Genomic DNA, 17,906 nt, shown 5'->3' with positions numbered 1-17,906 from the left:
GGGGGACCCTGTGGGAGAGTAGGACACCGCCGAACTTCTTTCAGAAGAAACAAAATGGCCACCCAACGCAGGGTGGCCATTTTGCGTTCACCAGGGTGCCGCTTCGGCGGCGACGCTCAGCTCCCCGAAGGGCCATCCAGCACCGTCGGGATGTACTCGAGCAGTTGCGTGCGATTATCGAACGTGCGGGCCTCGACGAGCTCGAGGCTGACATCCGGGTAGCCGTCGAAGATGCGGTCACGGCCTGTGGCCCCGGTGATGACGGGGAAGATCACGACGCGGTAGCGGTCGACGAGCCCCGCCTTCAGGAGCGAGCGGCACAAAGCGATGCTGCCGATCGTGCGCAGCGGCCGATGAGACTCAGCCTTCAGCTCGCGGACATAGTCGACAGCATCCGTGTCGACGAGCGTCGAATTGGCCCATGCGAGCGGAGCGTCGAGAGACGACGAGAAGACATACTTGCGGATGTCGTTCAGCACATCCGTTCCCGGCTCGCCATTCGCAGTGAGCTCAGACATCACACGGTAGGTCGTCGCTCCCATCAGCAGCGGATCGTTCTTGGCCGGCGTCTCTTCAAGCCAGTCGAGGTACTCGGGGCTCTCCATCCCCCACCAACCGGGCCAGCCCACCGCAGAGCCGAAGCCGTCGAGCGAGCAGATGAAGTCGATGGTCAGAGTCTGCATGTCGTCTCCTTCGCTTCGGGCAGGAGTCTAGATCTTTCACCGGCCGCTGAACAGTGGCAGCACGAGGCTGATGGCGATCGCGGTCATGACGACGGCAATGACACCATCGAGGATCCGCCAGGCTCGCGGAGTGTTCAGCCATCGGGCGAGTCCGCGCGCGCCATAGCCGAGGGCGGTGAACCACAGGATGCTGGCGAGGATCGCCCCTGCGGCGAAGAGCCAGCGGGCGTCGCCATATGTCGCAGCGATAGACCCGAGCATGAGCACGGTGTCGAGGTAGACGTGCGGGTTCAGCCAGGTCAGGGCGAGCGCGATCGCAACCGCTGCCGCCAGCCGTCCCGTGCGCTTCTCATCGCCGGATACGTGCAGCGTCTGATCGCCGCCGCGCCATGCCCGTCTGGCGGCGAGGAGTCCGTAGCCGATCAGGACGACCGCACCGAGAACGCGTGCGGCATCCACCAGCCACGGCACCGTCTGGAGCAGAAAGCCGAGTCCGGCGACCCCTGTCGCGATGAGCACTGCATCGGAGAGCGCACAGATGATGACGACGGTCAGCACATGCTCCCGGCGCACTCCCTGGCGCAGGACGAACACGTTCTGGGCGCCGATGGCGATGATGAGGGAGAAGCCGAGGCCGAGGCCGGCGAGGAACGAGAGCATCCTCCGAGAGTAGGAGGACCTATTCCTAAGCACCAGCGATGAGTTCTTATGAACCATTAGCATGGCTTATATGGCGGGCATTTCACCAGAGCTGGCGTCCACGGTCGCAGCGATCATCGACGGCGGAAGCCTTGACGCGGCGGCGCGCTCGCTGCGCATCACCCCTTCGGCGGTCAGCCAGCGACTGAAGACGCTCGAACAGCAGCTCGGGCAGGTCCTGATCGTGCGAGGCCGGCCGGCGAAGGCGACGGCCGCAGGCGAATCGGTCGTGCGGATGGCTCGCCAGATCGCACTGCTCGAACACGATGCCCTCGCCGCGCTCGGTCTCGACGACGCCGGAGGGCGCGTCAGCATCCCACTCGCAGTGAACGCGGACTCGATGGCGACCTGGTTCCTGGCACCGCTCGCGCGACTGGCGGAGAACCACGACATCGACTTCGATCTGCACCGCGACGATCAGACGTTCACCGCTCGCCTGCTGGAGTCGGGTGAGGTCATGGCGGCGGTGACGTCTGAGGAGTCGCCGGTCGCAGGATGCACGGTCGCGCCGCTCGGCGTTCTGCGCTACGAGGCGATGGCGACGCCCGCGTTCATGAAACGCTGGTTCCCTGACGGCGTCACGGAAGACGCTCTGCGGCGCGCGCCGTTCGTGGACTTCGACCGGCGTGACACTCTGCAGCACACCTGGTTGCGCTCTCGTGGACTGGAGGAGCAAGGCATCCCGCGCCACTACGTCCCGGCGTCATACGACTACGCCCAGGCGGTTCTGCTCGGGCTCGGGTGGGGCATGCTGCCCGGTTCGCAGGCGACGGATGCCGCGGCATCCGGTGCTGCGCTTCCTCTGGGGGGCGATCCGATCCACGTGCCGTTGTACTGGCAGCAGTGGAACCTGCGATCGTCACTGCTGGATGCGATCTCGACGGAGGTCATCGAAGAGGCAGCGCGCGTCCTGGACTGAACGAACGACGCCGGTCATACCGGTTCAGTCCGCGAGCGCGAGGGCGCGGAACGCATCGCGCTCACGCAGGGAATCGCGACGGCTGGCGGCTTCGACGAGGTCTGCGCCGGGTGGACGCTGTCCCGTCGTGCGGTGGTAGAGCTCATCGATCAGGCGCGTAGCGAGTGTGACGAGCTGGCCGATCTCGCGGTCGTCGCGGTCGATCCACACGCATCGCGGCTCGTCGTGGATGGGGCGGAAGCTGTCGTGCTCCTCCCAGACGAACAGAGTGCGCTCTGCACCGAGCACATGCTGCTGCCACCACACCTGGCGGAGATAGGTGCGGGGGATCGTACGCCAGTTCTTGTTCGTGGTCTTGATCTCGGCGAGCAGGATGCGGCCCTCGGAATCCTGGACGATGCCGTCGGGAGTGGCGAGGTGACGATGCTCTGCCTCGGCCCGGAACAGCGCCGATGACGGATGGATGCCGTGCGTCCCGGCGACCCAGGTGGCGATCTCGGGCTCGCGACGACGGCCATGATCGGTGTAGGCGTTGCCGCCGAAGTGCGCACCGCCCCCGAGCTTCGCATCGGCGGCGCGGATGATCGACTTGTCTCCGGAGAGGCCTGCGACGTCAGTGGCGGTGATCCCACGCGTGCGTGCCCGGAGCCAGGCGACGCGGTCACGGGAATCCGCGACGATACGAGCCTGAAGTTCCGGAGTCACCATTCGAGATTACCCGCGACCATGGACACGCCAGACCAGCCGCGCCGGAGCCAGCCGGCCGGACCCGGCGTTCGGAACTCAGCCGGCTGCCGGCCACCCATCGGGCCCGCCCGAGCCGACGACATACTCCTCGAGCGGCACCTTGTCCGCCTTCCAAGCATCGAGCACCGGCTGCACGATGCGCCAGCATTCCTCGGCGGCATCGCCGCGCACGGCGAGCACCGGATCGGCGTCGAGGATGCATGAGAGCACCTCGGCGTAGGCGCGAAGCGCGCCCGGCCCGAGCTCCGCTGACATCGTCGTCCGCTCCAGCTCGAAGGGGTCTGCTTCGCCGTTGACGTTGAGCTCCAGCGAGATCGCGGCCACGCCGAGCGAGAATCGCAGCACCGCACCCTCGGCTTCGCCGCGAAGTCCATGTGGGACGCGGCGCACTGGGCGGAACCGCACGACGATCTCTCGCGACGGATCCCCGATGGCTTTACCGGAACGCAGTGTGATCGGCACACCGGCCCAGCGGGCGTTGCGCACCTCGAAGGTCGCAGCTCCCAATGTCTCGGTGTTCCGCGCCGGATCGACGTCCGGTTCATCCACATAGGAGGGGAATGTGCGCCCCTCCACGCTGCCGGCCGTGTATCTCGCGCGGTGGGAGTTGCGCTCCGGATCGTCGCCCCACACCGAGGTCGCCCGCAGCACTGCGGTCGTCGCGGCGCGGAAGTCCACCTCGTCCAGCGTCGCGGGCTCCTCCATCGCGAAGACGGCGAGCACCTGCAGAAGGTGGCTCTGGACCATGTCGACGAACGCCCCGGCATGGTCGTAGTACCCGGCGCGCCCCTCGAGGCCCAGGGACTCGTCGTACGTGATCGAGACCGACTCGATGTCGGTCGCCGACCACAGCGGCTCTAGCACGCGGTTCGCGAAGCGCACCCCGAGCAGATTCAGGGTGGTCGAACGCCCGAGGAAGTGGTCGATACGGAAGACCTGGCTCTCGGGAACGAGCAGGGCGAGACGTTCGTTGAGCGCCCGGGCGCTGTCCTCATCGACTCCGAACGGCTTCTCGAGGGCCAGCACGACGCCCCGGGGCAGATCGATGGATGCCATCGCATCGCACGCCGCTGCGGCGACAGAGGGCGGTACAGCGAAGTACAGCGCCAGCGGTGCCTCTCGGCCGGCGAGAAGCGTCTTGAGATCGTCGGCAGCTGTGATGTCGGCGCGGTGATACTCGGTCTCGACGCGCGTCATCGCGTCGTCAGCCTCCGCCGACGCGAACGCTGTCTGCACGACCTCGCGCCACTTCTCGTCCGCCCACTCGTCCATTCCGGCGCCGATCAGCTGAACGGTGCGCTTCGGCTCGGTGATCAACAGCTGCCCCAGCGCGGGCAGCAGGAGTCTGGATGTCAGGTCGCCGGATGCTCCGAAGATCATGAGTGTCGTGTGCTCGGCCATGCGGCCCACCGTAGTCGGCACCACGAGATCACAACAGACCTGGATCGCAGAGGCGGTCACTGCCACAATCGGACGGATGCCATCTCCGATTGAAGACTACGCACTGCTCAGTGACTGCCGCACGGCGGCTCTCGTCTCCCGCGACGGCAGCATCGACTGGCTCTGCCTGCCGCGTTTCGACTCGCCATCGATCTTGGGTGCGCTGCTGGGTGACCCCACGCACGGATGCTGGACGCTGCGTCCGCTCGACGAAGCAGCCACGATGAGCCGCCACTACCTGCCGGACACCTTCGTCCTCGTCACGAGATGGGAGACGGTCGACGGCACTGCGGAGGTGCACGAGTTCATGCCGATGAGCGCGCATCGCACCGATGTGGTTCGACGGGTGATCGGCGTTTCGGGCACTGTCGCCTTCCACACCGAGCTGCGGATGCATTTCGATTACGCGAGGGCGCTGCCATGGGTGCGGCAGGTGGGAACCGAATCCGCGCCGGCGCTGCGGGCGACCGCAGGGCCGGACGCCGTGATCGTGCGCGGCGTCGCGCTCTCCGCAGCCGATCATGTGCACACCGGACGCGTCACGGTCTCCGAGGGCGAGACGCGGGCACTCACTCTGACCTGGTTCCTCTCGCACGAGAGCGCGCCCGACCCGCTCGACATCGAAGCGGCCATCGCCAGAACCCGCTCCTGGTGGCAGGGGTGGGCGAGCGGAATCGAGCACGACGGACCTCATCGCGAGATGGTGGTCCGCTCGCTGCTCGTGCTGCGCGCACTCACCAACAGGGACACCGGCGGAATCGTCGCCGCCGCGACCACATCACTGCCGGAGAATTTCGGCGGATCGCGCAACTGGGACTATCGCTACGTGTGGCTGCGCGATGCTGCACTGACACTCGAAGTGCTCATCGCGCACGGGTTCCTGCACGAGGCCCAGCACTGGCGGCTGTGGCTGCTGCGCGCGGTCGCAGGCGAGCCGGCCGAGGTGCAGATCATGTACGGCATCGCGGGGGAGCGCGATCTCGCCGAGCGCGAGCTCATCAGTCTGCCAGGCTACGACGGCGCATCCCCCGTGCGCATCGGCAACGGCGCCGTCGATCAGTACCAGGGCGACGTGATCGGAGAGGTGCTCGTGGCACTGGAGGCCGCGCGCATCGCGGGGGTGGAGGAATCCTCTTTCTCCTGGCCGCTGCAGCGTGCCCTTCTCCAACGCGTCATCGCAGGGATGGATCGTCCTGACAACGGCATCTGGGAGATCAGGGGCGAGCCGCAGTGGTTCACTCACTCGCGCGTCATGATGTGGGCGGCGCTGGATCGCGGCGTCCGCGCCGTACGCGAGCACGGTCTGGCCGGTGATGCCGATCGGTGGGCCGAGATCCGTGACCGGTTGCGCGCCGAGATCGATGATCGCGGCGTTCACGCCGACGGCTACTTCGTGCAGCACTACGATTCGAACGAAGTCGACGCGTCGCTTCTGGTGCTGCCGCAGGTCGGATACTGCGAGCCCGATGACCCGCGGATGACGCGAACGGTCGCGCAGATGGAGCACACGCTTCTTCGGGACGGTCTGGTCATGCGGTACCGCACGACGAGCGGCGTCGACGGCCTCGAAGGGGGAGAGCATCCGTTCCTCGCATGCAGTTTCTGGCTCGTCGAGCAATACGCAGCAAGTGGTCGCGAGGACGACGCGGAAGAGCTGATGGCGCGTCTCGTGGCGCTCTCGAATGATCTCGGACTGCTCTCCGAGGAATACGACGTGGAGGGAAACAGGCACGCGGGAAACACACCGCAGGCGCTCTCGCATCTCGCAATGGTCCGCGCAGCGGATGCGCTCGCGGGGCACGCCGGTCGCGCCGCTGACCGACGCTGAGCAGGCGGGCTGCCCGATTTGGGGGACGGCGCTGGATGCCGTATCCTTGAATCAACCGAAGACCGCCGGTCATCGTGATGCGCGCAAGCGCAACACGATCGAAGCACTGCTAAGCAGGGGCCCGCGCAGGTGTCACGAACTGTTTCAGAGCTCCGTGCGCTTGCGCCGGAGCTTTTTTGTTTGGCTTGTGGGGTGGTCGAGGTCGATGCCCCACCACCGTGCGGCATCTCGTACCCACCAAGGAGTGACCATGGCGCAGAAGGATGCATCGGTTGCCGAGCTCACGAAGTCATTCGAGAACTCGAACGCCGTCCTGCTGACCGAGTACCGCGGTCTGACGGTTGCCCAGCTCAAGGAGCTGCGTAACAGCATCCGTCAGGACGCTGAGTACGCCGTGGTGAAGAACACGCTGACCAAGATCGCTGCCAACAAGGCCGGGATCTCTGCGCTGGATGACGACCTCAAGGGTCCGTCGGCCGTCGCATTCGTGCACGGCGATTTCGTCGCCACCGCGAAGGCTCTTCGTGATTTCGCCAAGGCCAACCCGCTTCTCGTGATCAAGGGCGGCGTGTTCGAGGGCAACACCCTCACCGCCGACGAGGTCAACAAGTACGCCTCGCTCGAGAGCCGTGAGGTTCTGCTGGCGAAGGCTGCGGGCATGATGAAGGCGACGATGGGCAAGGCTGCCGCGACCATCGACGCGCTTCGCGAAAAGCTGGAGACCGCACAGGCCGCGTGAGCGACCGGCGATCTCGTTCCACAAACCCCATCAATCTAGGAGATACATCATGGCGAAGCTCACCACTGAGCAGCTGCTCGAGCAGTTTGCAGACCTGACCCTCGTCGAGCTCAGCGAGTTCGTGAAGGCGTTCGAGGAGAAGTTCGACGTCACCGCTGCTGCACCCGTCGCCGTTGCCGGTGCCGGTGGCGCGGGCGCTGCTGAAGAGGTTGAGGAGAAGGACTCCTTCGACGTCATCCTCGAGGCTGCCGGCGACAAGAAGATCCAGGTCATCAAGGCCGTCCGCGAGCTCACCTCGCTCGGCCTCGGCGAGGCCAAGGCTGTCGTCGACGGCGCTCCGAAGGCTGTCCTTGAGGGCGCCAACAAGGAGACCGCCGAGAAGGCCAAGGAGACTCTCGAGGCTGCCGGCGCGACCGTCACCCTCAAGTAACAGCGTCTCAACGCTTACACGAATGCCCTGGGCTGATGCCCGGGGCATTCGTGCGTCTGCGGGACGCTCAGCGCGGCGCAGCGGATGAGCTGCGCACCACCAATGCGGATGCGGCGACGATGTGTTCGAGCTCGGCATCAGGATGCTCGAGCTGACGAAGCAGGAGGTCGACCGCCTGCACCCCCTGCTCCCGCGGCTGCTGCCGGATCGTCGTGAGTGCGAACATCTCCGCGTGCTGATGGTCGTCGATGCCGACGACGCTCAGCTCGGTCGGCACCGCGATGCCCAGACGTCGCGCAGCGATGATCGCGCTGATCGCCGTCTCATCGCATACGCCGACCACTGCGGTGGGACGAGTGAGCCGATTGCCCAGCAGATCGACCGCACTCTGATATCCGCTGGGCATGTCGCTCGCCGCCGGACTCACGCTGATGCGGTCGCTGAGCCCCGCGCCATCCATCGCGTCGCGATAGCCCTGCAGGCGGCGAGCATCTCCGAACCCCGAACGCGCGTCATCGTCGGCTGCGCCGATGAACGCGATCGCCGTGTGGCCGAGGTCGATCAGATGCTCTGTCGCGATGCGGGCGGCCGCGGCGTCATCGATCGACACCGAGCTCGTGCCGGGGTGATACGGGCCGACGCTCACCAGAGGCCTGTCGAGTCTGGACAATCGATCCAGCTCATGACTGCCCGGTTGGATGCCCGCGGCGATGATGCCGTCGAATCTTCGACGGGGAAGCACCACGTCGAAGATCCGATCTCTTGCGGGGGAGCCGCCGGCGACGCTGTAGAGCGCGAGGTCGTATTCGTGAGCGAGCAGGGCTTCCTGCACGCCGGTGAGCAGCTCGGAGAAGTACCAGCGGCCGATCGTCGGCACCACCACACCGACAGTCAGTGTGCGCCCGGTCGCGAGGCTCGTCGCGGAGGAATGAGCGACGTACGAGAGCTCGCGCGCGGCGCGCGACACCGATTCCCGTGTCTCCTTCGAGACGTATCCACGTCCGCTCAACGCCCGACTGGCGGTGGCCTTGGAGACGCCGGCGCGCGCGGCGACATCCGCGATCGTGCTCATGCATCCTCCTCGATGTCCGAAACGCGCGGCGCCGTGCGTCCGTGCACAGCGTAGCCGACTCTCGCTCGAAGGGAACCGGTTCCAGGTGTGCGCGGAGGGAGCGCTCCCATGTGTTGCCCATCTGAATACTCAAAGGTTGTCAGCTTGTGATCTCCGGCCATTGTGCCGGGCGGACATGGCCAGTAGGTTTGGCCTGGAATCGGTTCCCGATCCGCTCGCTCTCGGGCAGGCGGCACGCATGGGGACGTGAACTCGAAGAGGAGAAGTCACATGGGACTGTCACAGCGTAATCGGCGTCTTGCTCCGCTCGCCCTGGTCGGGGCTGCGGGCATCGCGCTTGCGGGGTGCGGGGCCCCAGGCGCCCCCGACGGCGGCGGCGACGGGGGCGAGGGGGAAAGCAGCACGGTCACGATCTACGGCACCATCGTCGACGCTGAAGCCGAGCTCCTGCAGGAGTCGTGGGCCGACTGGGCTGAAGAGAACGACATCGAGATCAAGTACGAGGGCAGCCAGGACTTCGAGACGCAGCTCGGCACCCGCGCACAGGGCGGAAACCCGCCCGACATCGCGATCTTCCCGCAGCCGGGTCTGTTCGCCGACTTCGCTTCTCGCGATTTCCTCAAGCCCGCGCCGGAAGAGGTCGCCAGCAACGCCAACGAATACTGGACCGAGGACTGGGTGAACTACGGCACCTACGACGGCACGTTCTACGGCGCACCGCTGATGGCCAACGTCAAGGGCTGGATCTGGTATTCACCCGCGAAGTTCGCCGAGTGGGGAGTCGAGGTTCCAGAGACTCTGGGTGACCTGACCGCCCTCACCGAGGCCATCCAGGCCGCGACCGGCACCCCCGCGTGGTGCGCCGGCTTCGAGTCAGGCACTGCCACCGGCTGGCCGGGGACCGACTGGGTCGAGGACTACGTGCTTCGCCAGGCCGGCCCGGACGTGTATGACCAGTGGGTCACCAACGAGGTTCCCTTCACCGACCCGCAGATCAAGGCCGCGTTCGATTCGGTCGGCGAGGTCCTCCTGAACCCGGCGAACGTCAACGCCGGATTCGGCGACGTCCGCTCGATCAACTCGACGGCGTTCGGCGATGTGGCACCGAAGGTCGCCGACGGCTCGTGCGCCATGACTCACCAGGCATCGTTCCTGTCCGGATTCTTCCCCGAGGGCACGAACATCGCCGAGGACGGCGACGTCTGGGCGTTCATGCTGCCGGGCGAGAGCGCGGATGAGAAGGCCGTGACGGGTGCCGGTGAGATCGTCGGAGCGTTCAGCGACACCGAAGCCACGCAGAAGGTGCTCGCGTACCTGTCCAGCCCCGAGTGGGCGAACAGCCGCGTCAGCCTCGGCGGCGTCACATCGGCGAACAACGGCCTGGAGCCGGACGCGGCGCAGGATCCGATCCTTCAGGAGACCATCAAGATCCTGCAGGATCCGGACACCACGTTCCGCTTCGACGCCAGTGACCTGATGCCTGGTGCTGTCGGTGCCGGAACGTTCTGGAAGGGCATGGTCGCCTGGGTCAACGGTACGTCGACCGATGAGGTCCTCCAGCAGATCGAGACGGGCTGGCCGGCAGGCTGACCCGATACAGGTGGGCCGTCTTCTCGGACGGTCCACCTGCTCCCGGTCCCTGCGACGGCGCATGGACCGCTGATGATCTGCACGCTGTTGTAAAGGGGACTCCGTGACCGCGATCGAATTCTTCGGATGGATCGGCTCGCTGCCGCCGGTCCTGCAGGCGGTGGCCGTCGTCATCGCCTTCGGGCTGGTGGTGGCCATCATCCTCCTGCTCGTAGACATCGCACCTCGCCAGGGGACGATGTACACCATCATCCGCTTGGCCATGTGTCTGTTGATCCCGCTCGCGGTGGTGTGGTTCTTCCGCTCCTACTACTGGGCGATGGGGGTCGCCGTCGTGGTGGGAGCGGTGTTCTTCCTGCTCGACTACCGCTCGAAGTCCGGCAAGGGATACCTGATCCAGCTCGTCGCCTTCATGGCGCCGGCGTTCCTGCTCCTGCTGGTGGGCCTCGTCCTGCCGTCGTTGCAGACGATGGTGGCATCGTTCATGAACTCGTCGGGGAAGAGCTTCGTCGGGCTCGCTAACTACACCTGGATATTCGGACAGCCCGACGGCATCCGCGTCGTGGTCAACACGATCGTCTGGGTGCTGATCGTGCCGACCGTGTCGACGATCGTCGGACTCGCCTATGCCGTGTTCATCGACCGCACACGCGGGGAGAAGATCTACAAGGTCCTGGTGTTCATGCCGATGGCGATCTCGTTCGTCGGCGCCGGCATCATCTGGCGGTTCATGTACGAGTACCGCGGCCCGCAGTTCGAACAGATCGGCCTTCTCAACCAACTTCTCGTCTGGTTCGGCGCTGAGCCGCAGCAGTTCCTGCTCAATCCTCCGCTGAACACCCTGTTCCTCATCGTCGTGCTGATCTGGGTTCAGACCGGATTCGCGATGGTGATCCTCTCCGCATCCATCAAGGGTGTGCCGATGGAGCTGCTGGAGGCCGCCGAGCTCGATGGCGCGAACGCCTGGCAGCGGTTCATCTCGGTCACCGTACCCGCCATCCGCCCGGCTCTCATCGTCGTGCTGACGACGATCTCGATCGCCTCGCTGAAGGTCTTCGACATCGTGCGCACCATGACTGCCGGTAACTACGAGACCTCGGTGCTCGCCAACGAGATGTACACGCAGTTCTCGAAGTTCGAAGCGGGTCGAAGCGCCGCCCTGGCGGTCATCCTGTTCATCCTCGTGCTGCCGATCGTCATCTACAACGCACGCCAGATCCAGAAGCAGCGGGAGATCCGATGAGCGACACCGTGAAGTCCAACGCACTGCCCACTTCCACGCCCACCAGCACCCGCGCGATCACCACCGGCGGCAAGCTGAACGCATCTGCAGGACGCACGCGCAAGAAGCTCTCGCGGCCCTGGGCATCCGCCGCATCCATCATCATCGCTGTCCTGTGGACGATCCCCACTCTCGGGCTCTTCATCTCGTCATTCCGACCGCGCGACGACATCCAATCCAGCGGCTGGTGGGAGTTCTTCCTCAACCCGCAGGTCACCGGCGAGAACTATGTCGACGTCCTGCAGTCGGGCACGACGCAGCTGACCATGATCGAGTCGTTCGTCAACTCGATCGCGATCACGATCCCGGCGACCATCGTCCCGCTCATGGTCGCCTCCATGGCCGCGTATGCGTTCGCGTGGATCGACTTCAAGGGACGCAACTTCCTCTTCATCTTCATCTTCGCGCTGCAGATCGTGCCCATCCAGATGGCTCTCGTTCCGCTGCTGAGCACCTTCTCGCGCGGCCTGAACCTGTTCGGCCTGCAGATCACGCTGCCGCTCGGGGCAGCCGGTGGGTATGCGCAGGTCTGGCTCGCGCACTCGATGTTCGCGCTGCCGCTGGCGATCTATCTGCTGCACAACTTCATGTCGGAGATCCCCGGCGAGATCATCGAGGCCGCAAGAGTCGACGGTGCATCGCGTGGTCAGATCTTCTTCCGGATCGTGCTGCCGCTGACCATGCCGGCCATCGCCTCTGTGGCGATCTTCCAGTTCCTGTGGGTGTGGAACGATCTGCTCGTCGCGCTGGTGTTCGCCGACGGCGGCGCGGCACCGATCACGAAACTGCTGGCTGAGATCACCGGTACGCGCGGAAACGACTGGCACCTCCTGACCGCCGGCGCGTTCGTGTCGATCATCGTTCCGCTGATCGTCTTCTTCGCCCTGCAGAGGTACTTCGTCAGAGGGCTGCTGGCGGGATCGACGAAGGGGTAACGCAGTCGGCTGAACCGGGTCCTGGCCCTACCCTTGAGTCATGAACTACGCCGAGCACATCGCCGACCTCGTCGGCGACACCCCTCTCGTGAAACTGCAGCATGTCACCGAGGGCGTGGAGTGCACGGTGCTGGTCAAGCTCGAGTACCTGAACCCCGGCGGGTCTTCGAAGGATCGCATCGCGGGGCGCATCATCGATGCGGCCGAGGCTTCCGGCGAGTTGCGGCCAGGTGGCACGATCGTCGAGCCCACCAGCGGCAACACCGGCGTCGGACTCGCGCTGGTCGCCCAGCAGCGCGGGTACAAGTGCGTGTTCGTCCTACCGGACAAGGTCGGCGAAGACAAGATCGACGTGCTGCGCGCATATGGCGCGGAGATCGTGATGACGCCGACATCGGTGCCGGCCGACAGCCCCGAGTCGTACTACAGCGTCAGCGACAGGCTCATGCGGGAGATCGACGGGGCCTTCAAGCCGAACCAGTACGAGAACCCGAACGGCCCGCGCAGCCACTACGAGACGACCGGTCCCGAGGTCTGGCGCGACACCGACGGCGCCGTCACGCACTTCGTCGCCGGCATCGGTACCGGCGGCACGATCAGCGGCACCGGCCGCTTCCTGCGGGAGGTCTCCGACGACAGGGTGCGCATCGTCGGCGTCGATCCAGAGGGCAGCGTGTACTCGGGCGGAACCGGGCGCCCGTATCTCGTGGAGGGCGTGGGGGAGGACATCTGGCCGGGTTCGTACGACCCCACCGTGCCCCACGAGATCGTGGCGGTCGACGATGCGGAGTCGTTCGCGATGACCCGCCGACTCGCGCGTGAAGAGGGCATCCTCGTCGGTGGATCCAGCGGCATGGCCGTCGTCGGCGCGCTGCGCGTGGCCAGGACCCTGCCAGCGGATGCCGTGATGGTGGTGCTCCTCCCCGACGGCGGACGCGGGTACCTGTCGAAGATCTTCAACGACTCGTGGATGCGGTCGTACGGGTTCAGCGAGGTCGAGGAGGGGGAGACGGTCGCAGATGTGCTCGATGCGCGCACTGCGCTACGAAAAGGACAGCACGCCGTCCCCGACCTGGTGCATGCGCACCCCAGCGACACCGTGCTCGACGCGATCAGCATGATGACCGAGTTCGACGTGTCCCAGCTCGTCGTGCTCAGCGCGGAGCCGCCCGTGATGATGGGCGAGGTCGTCGGCACGGTCGATGAGCGCGGTCTGCTCGACCTGCTCTTCCGCGGTGACGCAAAACCCACGGACGCTATCGGAGCTCATGTCGGCGCGCGGATGCCGCTCATCGGCATCCATGCGTCCGTCGATCAGGCCCGCACTGCGCTCGCCGACGCCGACGCGCTGCTGGTGACGGTAGACGGCAAGCCGCACACGCTTCTCACCCGCCAGGACCTGCTCGCCTACCTCGCGCGCTGATCTGACGCTCTCGGGTCACCGGGCGTAACAGGAGCGGATGCCGTGGCGGGCGGACGTAGGCTGAGGACATGTCCGACCACTCCTTCGCCACCCGTGCCATCCACGCGGGCCAAGCGCCCGACCCTCTGACAGGTGCGATCATCCCGCCGATCTACCAGGCCTCCACTCACGTGCAGGACGGCATCGGCGGCTTCCGCGAGGGGTACGAGTACAACAGGGCCGGCAACCCCACGCGCAACTCGCTGCAGACGCAGCTGGCCGCGCTCGAGGGCGGCGCGAGCGCATTGTCCTTCGCTTCCGGCCTCGCCGCAGAAGACGCGATGCTGCGTGGCATCCTGAAACCGGGAGACCACGTGCTGCTCGGCAACGACGTCTACGGCGGCACGTACCGCCTGCTCACCAGGGTCCTCGCGCCGTGGGGAATCGAGACGACCACCGTCGAACTCGGGGACATCGACGCGATCCGCCAGGCACTTCGTCCTGAGACGAAGATCGTCTGGCTCGAGACGCCCAGCAACCCGCTGCTCAAGATCGTCGACATCGCCGCGACCGCCGAGATCGCGCATGCCGCCGGCGCCATCGTCGTGGTCGACAACACGTTCGCCTCGCCTGCGCTGCAGCGCCCGCTCGCGCTCGGCGCCGACCTCGTCGTGCACTCGACGACGAAGTACCTCGGCGGTCACTCCGACGTGCTCGGCGGTGCCGTCGTGTTCGCCGACGACCGCTTCTACGACCAGGTGAAATTCCAGCAGTTCGCGGTCGGTGCCGTCTCCGCGCCGCTGGACGCCTGGCTCACGACCCGTGGCATCAAGACACTCGCGGTGCGAGTGCGCCAGCACAGCGAGAACGCCCAGGCCATCGCTGAGTGGGCGGCGGCACGCCCCGAGTTCGAGACGGTGTTCTACCCCGGGCTCTCCTCGCACACCGGTCATGAGATCGCGGCACGCCAGATGAGCGGATTCGGTGGGATGCTCTCGCTTGCGCTCGCCGCAGGCCCGGATGCCGCTCGTGCGTTCGCCGAGTCGACCGAACTGTTCCAACTGGCGGAGTCGTTGGGCGGCGTCGAATCGCTGATCGGCTACCCGCCGGACATGACGCATGCTTCGGTACGCGGTACCGCGCTCGCCGTTGCGGAGAACGTCGTGCGGCTGTCGGTCGGCATCGAAGACGTGTCGGACTTGATCGCCGACCTCGAGCAGGGGCTCGCCCGTATCGACAACTGAGCGGCTCTCCGCCCGGGGAGGGACGCGAGTAGCATTGAGGGATCTTGAACTATTCATCGCCCTCTGACGCCCCCACTCCCGAATTCGAACGCACACCGACCGGCAGCATCCGTGCCATCACGGGCACGATCCGCACTAGCACGCCGACCGGCGCGATACGCACGCTCGGACCGAATCCGGCGACCGCGCCGATCATGCTGCACCCCGGCGATGCGATCCCGCATCGCCGCCGCGTGCTCTACATCATCCTTCTGGGAGCGCTGACGGCGCTCGGACCGTTCACGATCGACCTGTATCTACCCGCCTTCCCGGTGCTGGAATCCGACTTCCAGACGACGTCAGCGGCGATCCAGCTCACGCTCACCGGCACGATGATCGGCTTCGCAGTGGGGCAGCTCGTCGTCGGTCCGCTCTCCGACAAGGTCGGTCGTCGCGTTCCCGTGATCTCGGTCACAGCGCTGCATGTGCTCGCGAGCGTCGCGGCCGCCGTGGCACCGGATCTGCTGCTGCTGGGAGGTGCGCGCGTCGTCATGGGCATCGGCGCCGCTGCCGGTGGCGTGGTCGCGATGGCGATCGTGCGCGACCTGTTCGGTGGGCGCCGGCTGGTCGTGATGCTGTCGCGACTCGCACTGGTCTCCGGTGTGGCGCCGGTCGCCGCGCCCCTGATCGGATCATGGCTGCTGGGCATCATGCCATGGCGCGGCATCTTCGTCGTGCTCGCCGGCTACGGAGTCGTCATGCTGCTGTCGGCCGTACTGTTCATCCCGGAGACGCTCCCGAAGGAGCGTCGCCACGAACGCGGCACCACCACTGCCTGGCAGCGCTATCGCAGCGTTCTCAGTGACCGGGTGTTCCTCGGAGTGCTCGTCATCGGAGGAATGACCTTCTCCGGTCTGTTCTCCTACCTCTCCGCTTCGCCGTTCCTCTTTCAGGAGACGCATGGGCTCAATGCTCAGCAGTACGGCTGGCTGTTCGCGGTCAACTCCGTCGGTGTCGTGCTGGGCGTGCAGGCAGCGTCGCGTCTCGCCGCGCGCTTCGGCCCGCAGTGGGTTCTCGCCTTCTCCACCGCGGTGCTTCTGCTCAGCGGTACCGCGATCATCGTCTTCGACCAGCTCGACCTGGGTTTCTGGGGCACCGTCATTCCGCTGTTCGTTTTCATGACGGCGTGCGGGTTCTCGTTCCCGTGCGTGCAGGTGCTCGCGCTCGATCGACACGGCAAGGCCGCCGGCACGGCAGCGTCCATCCTCGGCGCGAGCAACAACGGCATCGCCGCGATCATCTCGCCCGTCGTCGGGCTCATCTCGGTCGGTGCGGGCATCACCGCCACCACGATGGCTTCCGTGATGGTGGGCTGTGCGGTGGTCGGCATACTCGCACTGTGGCTGATCGTGCGACCGCGAACCGTCGGCATGCTCACGCCATAATAGTGGCCCATGGGTGAGAATGGGCGGATGACTCGACGATCCGTACTGCTGTGGTGGGGCATCGGTGCACTGCTGGCAGCCGTGGCTCTGGGGGCTTCTATGACAGCGCCAGGGCCAGATCTTTCGTCGGCGGTGGACAGCGGATGGAACCGGATGATGATCGGCATCCAGACGCCGCTGCTGGTGGGATTCTCCGAGGTGATGAATCAGGTCGGCGGCAACTGGGTCGCGGTGTATCTGATTCCGCTCGTCGTCCTGGCCGCGCTGCTGATCGTCAGACGATGGAGAGCGGCGGTCTTCGTCGTCGTCTCGCTGCTCGCGAGCGTCGCGGTGGTGCAACTGCTCAAGAGCCTGTTCGGACGCGCTCGTCCGCAGGAGATGCTCGTGATCTCCGATTACGGTTCCTTCCCCTCGGGGCATACCGCGAACGCGGCCACGATGGCGGTGATCGCGATGCTGTTGTTCCCTCGGATCTGGGTGCTGCTGCTCGGTGTGCTCTGGACGATCGCGATGGCATTCTCACGCACGCTGCTCTCAGTGCACTGGCTGAGCGACACGCTCGGCGGGATGCTGGTCGGAGTAGGCACTGTGCTGATCGTCGGTGCGATCATGTTGAGGTGGGTGCGAGCGTCGAATGAGACTCTGCCGTCGGCGCCTGGAACTGACGACACCCTGACACCCTGACATCGTGAGGAGCCGGCCATGACCAGCATCCGTCCCTACCGAGCCGGCGATCGATCGGCGCTGCTCGAGATCTGCCTGAAGACGGCGGATGCCGGCGGCGATGCGACCGGAATGTTCAGCGACGATGACCTCTGGGGGCTGCTGTTCGCGGTGCCTTACGTCGAGCGCCATCCCGATCTGTGCTGGGTCGTCGAGGCCGACGACGGCCGTGCGATCGGCTACATCGTCGCGACGGATGACACCGACGCATTCGAGCAGTGGTTCCGCGATGAGTGGTGGCCGCAGTTCGCAGAGCGCTTCCCCCGACCGGATGCTGCCGAAAGCCCGGAGGAGAAGATGATCGAGTACGGGTACCGGCGAGGTCCTGGACAGAACCCGAACGCGGAGCAGTACCCGGCGCATCTGCACATCGACCTGCTGCCGGAGACTCAGGGCCAGGGTCTGGGCCGTCGGCTCATCGAGACCCTCTTCGCCGAGCTGCGTCGCCGAGGTGTCAAGGGGCTGCACCTCGGCATGAATCCCGCGAACGAGGGTGCTGCGGCGTTCTATGAGCGACTCGGAATGGAGCGGCTGCCCGCCGATGAGGGTAGCCGCAGCTACGGGGAGCGCTTCACGGCCTGAGGAATGAACGACTGAAGGCCCCGCTTTCGCGAGGCCTTCAGGCATTTGGCGGTGACGGCGGGATTCGAACCCGCGGTTGCTTGCACAACACACGCTTTCCAAGCGTGCTCCTTCGGCCGCTCGGACACGTCACCAAGGAACAACCTGAACAGTCTATCCGATCGCAG

At 66.0% G+C, this 17,906-nt stretch carries 17 protein-coding genes and 1 tRNA gene; 12 read left to right on the top strand and 6 right to left on the bottom strand.

Features of this window, described 5'->3' with window-relative positions:
• Positions 1-116: 116 nt before the first annotated feature.
• Both HDC95_RS12875 and HDC95_RS12870 read right to left on the bottom strand, forming a co-directional pair.
• Positions 117-683: a dihydrofolate reductase family protein gene (locus HDC95_RS12875; RefSeq protein WP_259063957.1), complete on the bottom strand. Its 567-nt coding sequence runs from the start codon at positions 681-683 to the stop codon at positions 117-119.
• Positions 684-719: 36 nt separating this feature from the next.
• Positions 720-1,343 carry a LysE/ArgO family amino acid transporter gene (locus HDC95_RS12870; RefSeq protein ID WP_259063956.1) on the bottom strand — a complete coding sequence of 208 codons (624 nt, stop codon included), beginning with the start codon at positions 1,341-1,343 and terminating at the stop codon, positions 720-722.
• Positions 1,344-1,413: 70 nt separating this feature from the next.
• Between HDC95_RS12870 and HDC95_RS12865 the strand changes: the two genes are divergently transcribed.
• Positions 1,414-2,301 (top strand): LysR family transcriptional regulator ArgP, encoded by an 888-nt coding sequence (locus tag HDC95_RS12865; protein ID WP_259063955.1) that lies wholly within the window; start codon positions 1,414-1,416, stop codon positions 2,299-2,301.
• Between the two features lie 24 nt (positions 2,302-2,325).
• Here the strand turns inward: HDC95_RS12865 and HDC95_RS12860 are convergent, their stop codons facing one another.
• Both HDC95_RS12860 and HDC95_RS12855 read right to left on the bottom strand, forming a co-directional pair.
• Positions 2,326-3,006 carry a YqaJ viral recombinase family protein gene (locus tag HDC95_RS12860; protein WP_259063954.1) on the bottom strand — a complete coding sequence of 227 codons (681 nt, stop codon included), beginning with the start codon at positions 3,004-3,006 and terminating at the stop codon, positions 2,326-2,328.
• Between the two features lie 78 nt (positions 3,007-3,084).
• Positions 3,085-4,449, bottom strand: a complete 1,365-nt coding sequence (locus HDC95_RS12855; protein WP_259063952.1) for a glucose-6-phosphate dehydrogenase — start codon at positions 4,447-4,449, stop codon at positions 3,085-3,087.
• A 76-nt stretch (positions 4,450-4,525) separates the two neighbouring features.
• On the opposite strand from HDC95_RS12855, the gene HDC95_RS12850 reads away from it, so the two are divergent.
• The 3 genes from HDC95_RS12850 (at position 4,526) to rplL (ending at position 7,485) form a co-directional block, all read left to right on the top strand.
• On the top strand, positions 4,526-6,316 hold the full coding sequence (locus tag HDC95_RS12850) for a glycoside hydrolase family 15 protein (RefSeq protein ID WP_259063950.1): 1,791 nt from the start codon (positions 4,526-4,528) through the stop codon (positions 6,314-6,316).
• Positions 6,317-6,566: 250 nt separating this feature from the next.
• The gene (rplJ, locus tag HDC95_RS12845) at positions 6,567-7,055 is read left to right on the top strand and encodes a 50S ribosomal protein L10 (protein ID WP_259063949.1); all 489 of its coding nucleotides are present in this window, start codon (positions 6,567-6,569) and stop codon (positions 7,053-7,055) included.
• A gap of 49 nt (positions 7,056-7,104) precedes the next feature.
• Positions 7,105-7,485: a 50S ribosomal protein L7/L12 gene (gene rplL, locus HDC95_RS12840; RefSeq protein WP_259063947.1), complete on the top strand. Its 381-nt coding sequence runs from the start codon at positions 7,105-7,107 to the stop codon at positions 7,483-7,485.
• A gap of 67 nt (positions 7,486-7,552) precedes the next feature.
• Here rplL and HDC95_RS12835 read toward each other — a convergent pair whose 3' ends face one another.
• Entirely contained in the window at positions 7,553-8,557 is a 1,005-nt protein-coding gene (locus HDC95_RS12835) for a LacI family DNA-binding transcriptional regulator (protein WP_259063945.1), read from the bottom strand.
• Positions 8,558-8,827: 270 nt separating this feature from the next.
• Between HDC95_RS12835 and HDC95_RS12830 the strand changes: the two genes are divergently transcribed.
• From HDC95_RS12830 to HDC95_RS12795, 8 genes are all read left to right on the top strand, one after another.
• Positions 8,828-10,147, top strand: coding sequence for an ABC transporter substrate-binding protein (locus HDC95_RS12830; protein ID WP_259063943.1), 1,320 nt, complete (start codon positions 8,828-8,830; stop codon positions 10,145-10,147).
• A 103-nt stretch (positions 10,148-10,250) separates the two neighbouring features.
• Entirely contained in the window at positions 10,251-11,390 is a 1,140-nt protein-coding gene (locus tag HDC95_RS12825; protein WP_259063941.1) for a carbohydrate ABC transporter permease, read from the top strand.
• Positions 11,387-12,364, top strand: coding sequence for a carbohydrate ABC transporter permease (locus HDC95_RS12820; RefSeq protein ID WP_259063940.1), 978 nt, complete (start codon positions 11,387-11,389; stop codon positions 12,362-12,364). Before HDC95_RS12825 ends, HDC95_RS12820 begins: the two co-directional genes overlap by 4 nt.
• Before the next feature lie 40 nt (positions 12,365-12,404).
• On the top strand, positions 12,405-13,787 hold the full coding sequence (locus HDC95_RS12815; protein WP_259063938.1) for a cystathionine beta-synthase: 1,383 nt from the start codon (positions 12,405-12,407) through the stop codon (positions 13,785-13,787).
• A gap of 68 nt (positions 13,788-13,855) precedes the next feature.
• Entirely contained in the window at positions 13,856-15,010 is a 1,155-nt protein-coding gene (locus HDC95_RS12810; protein WP_259063936.1) for a cystathionine gamma-synthase, read from the top strand.
• Positions 15,011-15,204: 194 nt separating this feature from the next.
• Positions 15,205-16,434, top strand: coding sequence for a multidrug effflux MFS transporter (locus HDC95_RS12805; protein ID WP_259063966.1), 1,230 nt, complete (start codon positions 15,205-15,207; stop codon positions 16,432-16,434).
• Positions 16,435-16,461: 27 nt separating this feature from the next.
• Positions 16,462-17,118, top strand: a complete 657-nt coding sequence (locus tag HDC95_RS12800) for a phosphatase PAP2 family protein (protein ID WP_259063934.1) — start codon at positions 16,462-16,464, stop codon at positions 17,116-17,118.
• Between the two features lie 18 nt (positions 17,119-17,136).
• On the top strand, positions 17,137-17,739 hold the full coding sequence (locus HDC95_RS12795; protein ID WP_259063933.1) for a GNAT family N-acetyltransferase: 603 nt from the start codon (positions 17,137-17,139) through the stop codon (positions 17,737-17,739).
• A gap of 46 nt (positions 17,740-17,785) precedes the next feature.
• Here HDC95_RS12795 and HDC95_RS12790 read toward each other — a convergent pair.
• Positions 17,786-17,873: transfer RNA gene (locus HDC95_RS12790), tRNA-Ser, on the bottom strand.
• Between the last annotated feature and the right edge of the window lie 33 nt (positions 17,874-17,906).

Source organism: Microbacterium sp. AK031 (genome assembly GCF_024807145.1).
GTDB lineage: Bacteria > Actinomycetota > Actinomycetes > Actinomycetales > Microbacteriaceae > Microbacterium.
Note: the sequence above shows the minus strand (reverse complement) of the source record. Positions and strands in the feature narration are given on the sequence as shown.

Excerpts from the sequence above, each read along its gene's own strand:
- HDC95_RS12875 (WP_259063957.1), bottom strand. The coding sequence starts at position 683 with ATGCAGACTCTGACCATCGACTTCATCTGCTCGCTCGACGGCTTCGGC.
- HDC95_RS12870 (WP_259063956.1), bottom strand. The coding sequence starts at position 1,343 with ATGCTCTCGTTCCTCGCCGGCCTCGGCCTCGGCTTCTCCCTCATCATC.
- HDC95_RS12865 (WP_259063955.1), top strand. The coding sequence starts at position 1,414 with ATGGCGGGCATTTCACCAGAGCTGGCGTCCACGGTCGCAGCGATCATC.
- HDC95_RS12855 (WP_259063952.1), bottom strand. The coding sequence starts at position 4,449 with ATGGCCGAGCACACGACACTCATGATCTTCGGAGCATCCGGCGACCTG.
- HDC95_RS12850 (WP_259063950.1), top strand. The coding sequence starts at position 4,526 with ATGCCATCTCCGATTGAAGACTACGCACTGCTCAGTGACTGCCGCACG.
- rplJ (WP_259063949.1), top strand. The coding sequence starts at position 6,567 with ATGGCGCAGAAGGATGCATCGGTTGCCGAGCTCACGAAGTCATTCGAG.
- rplL (WP_259063947.1), top strand. The coding sequence starts at position 7,105 with ATGGCGAAGCTCACCACTGAGCAGCTGCTCGAGCAGTTTGCAGACCTG.
- HDC95_RS12835 (WP_259063945.1), bottom strand. The coding sequence starts at position 8,557 with ATGAGCACGATCGCGGATGTCGCCGCGCGCGCCGGCGTCTCCAAGGCC.
- HDC95_RS12830 (WP_259063943.1), top strand. The coding sequence starts at position 8,828 with ATGGGACTGTCACAGCGTAATCGGCGTCTTGCTCCGCTCGCCCTGGTC.
- HDC95_RS12820 (WP_259063940.1), top strand. The coding sequence starts at position 11,387 with ATGAGCGACACCGTGAAGTCCAACGCACTGCCCACTTCCACGCCCACC.
- HDC95_RS12815 (WP_259063938.1), top strand. The coding sequence starts at position 12,405 with ATGAACTACGCCGAGCACATCGCCGACCTCGTCGGCGACACCCCTCTC.
- HDC95_RS12810 (WP_259063936.1), top strand. The coding sequence starts at position 13,856 with ATGTCCGACCACTCCTTCGCCACCCGTGCCATCCACGCGGGCCAAGCG.
- HDC95_RS12805 (WP_259063966.1), top strand. The coding sequence starts at position 15,205 with ATGCTGCACCCCGGCGATGCGATCCCGCATCGCCGCCGCGTGCTCTAC.
- HDC95_RS12800 (WP_259063934.1), top strand. The coding sequence starts at position 16,462 with ATGACTCGACGATCCGTACTGCTGTGGTGGGGCATCGGTGCACTGCTG.
- HDC95_RS12795 (WP_259063933.1), top strand. The coding sequence starts at position 17,137 with ATGACCAGCATCCGTCCCTACCGAGCCGGCGATCGATCGGCGCTGCTC.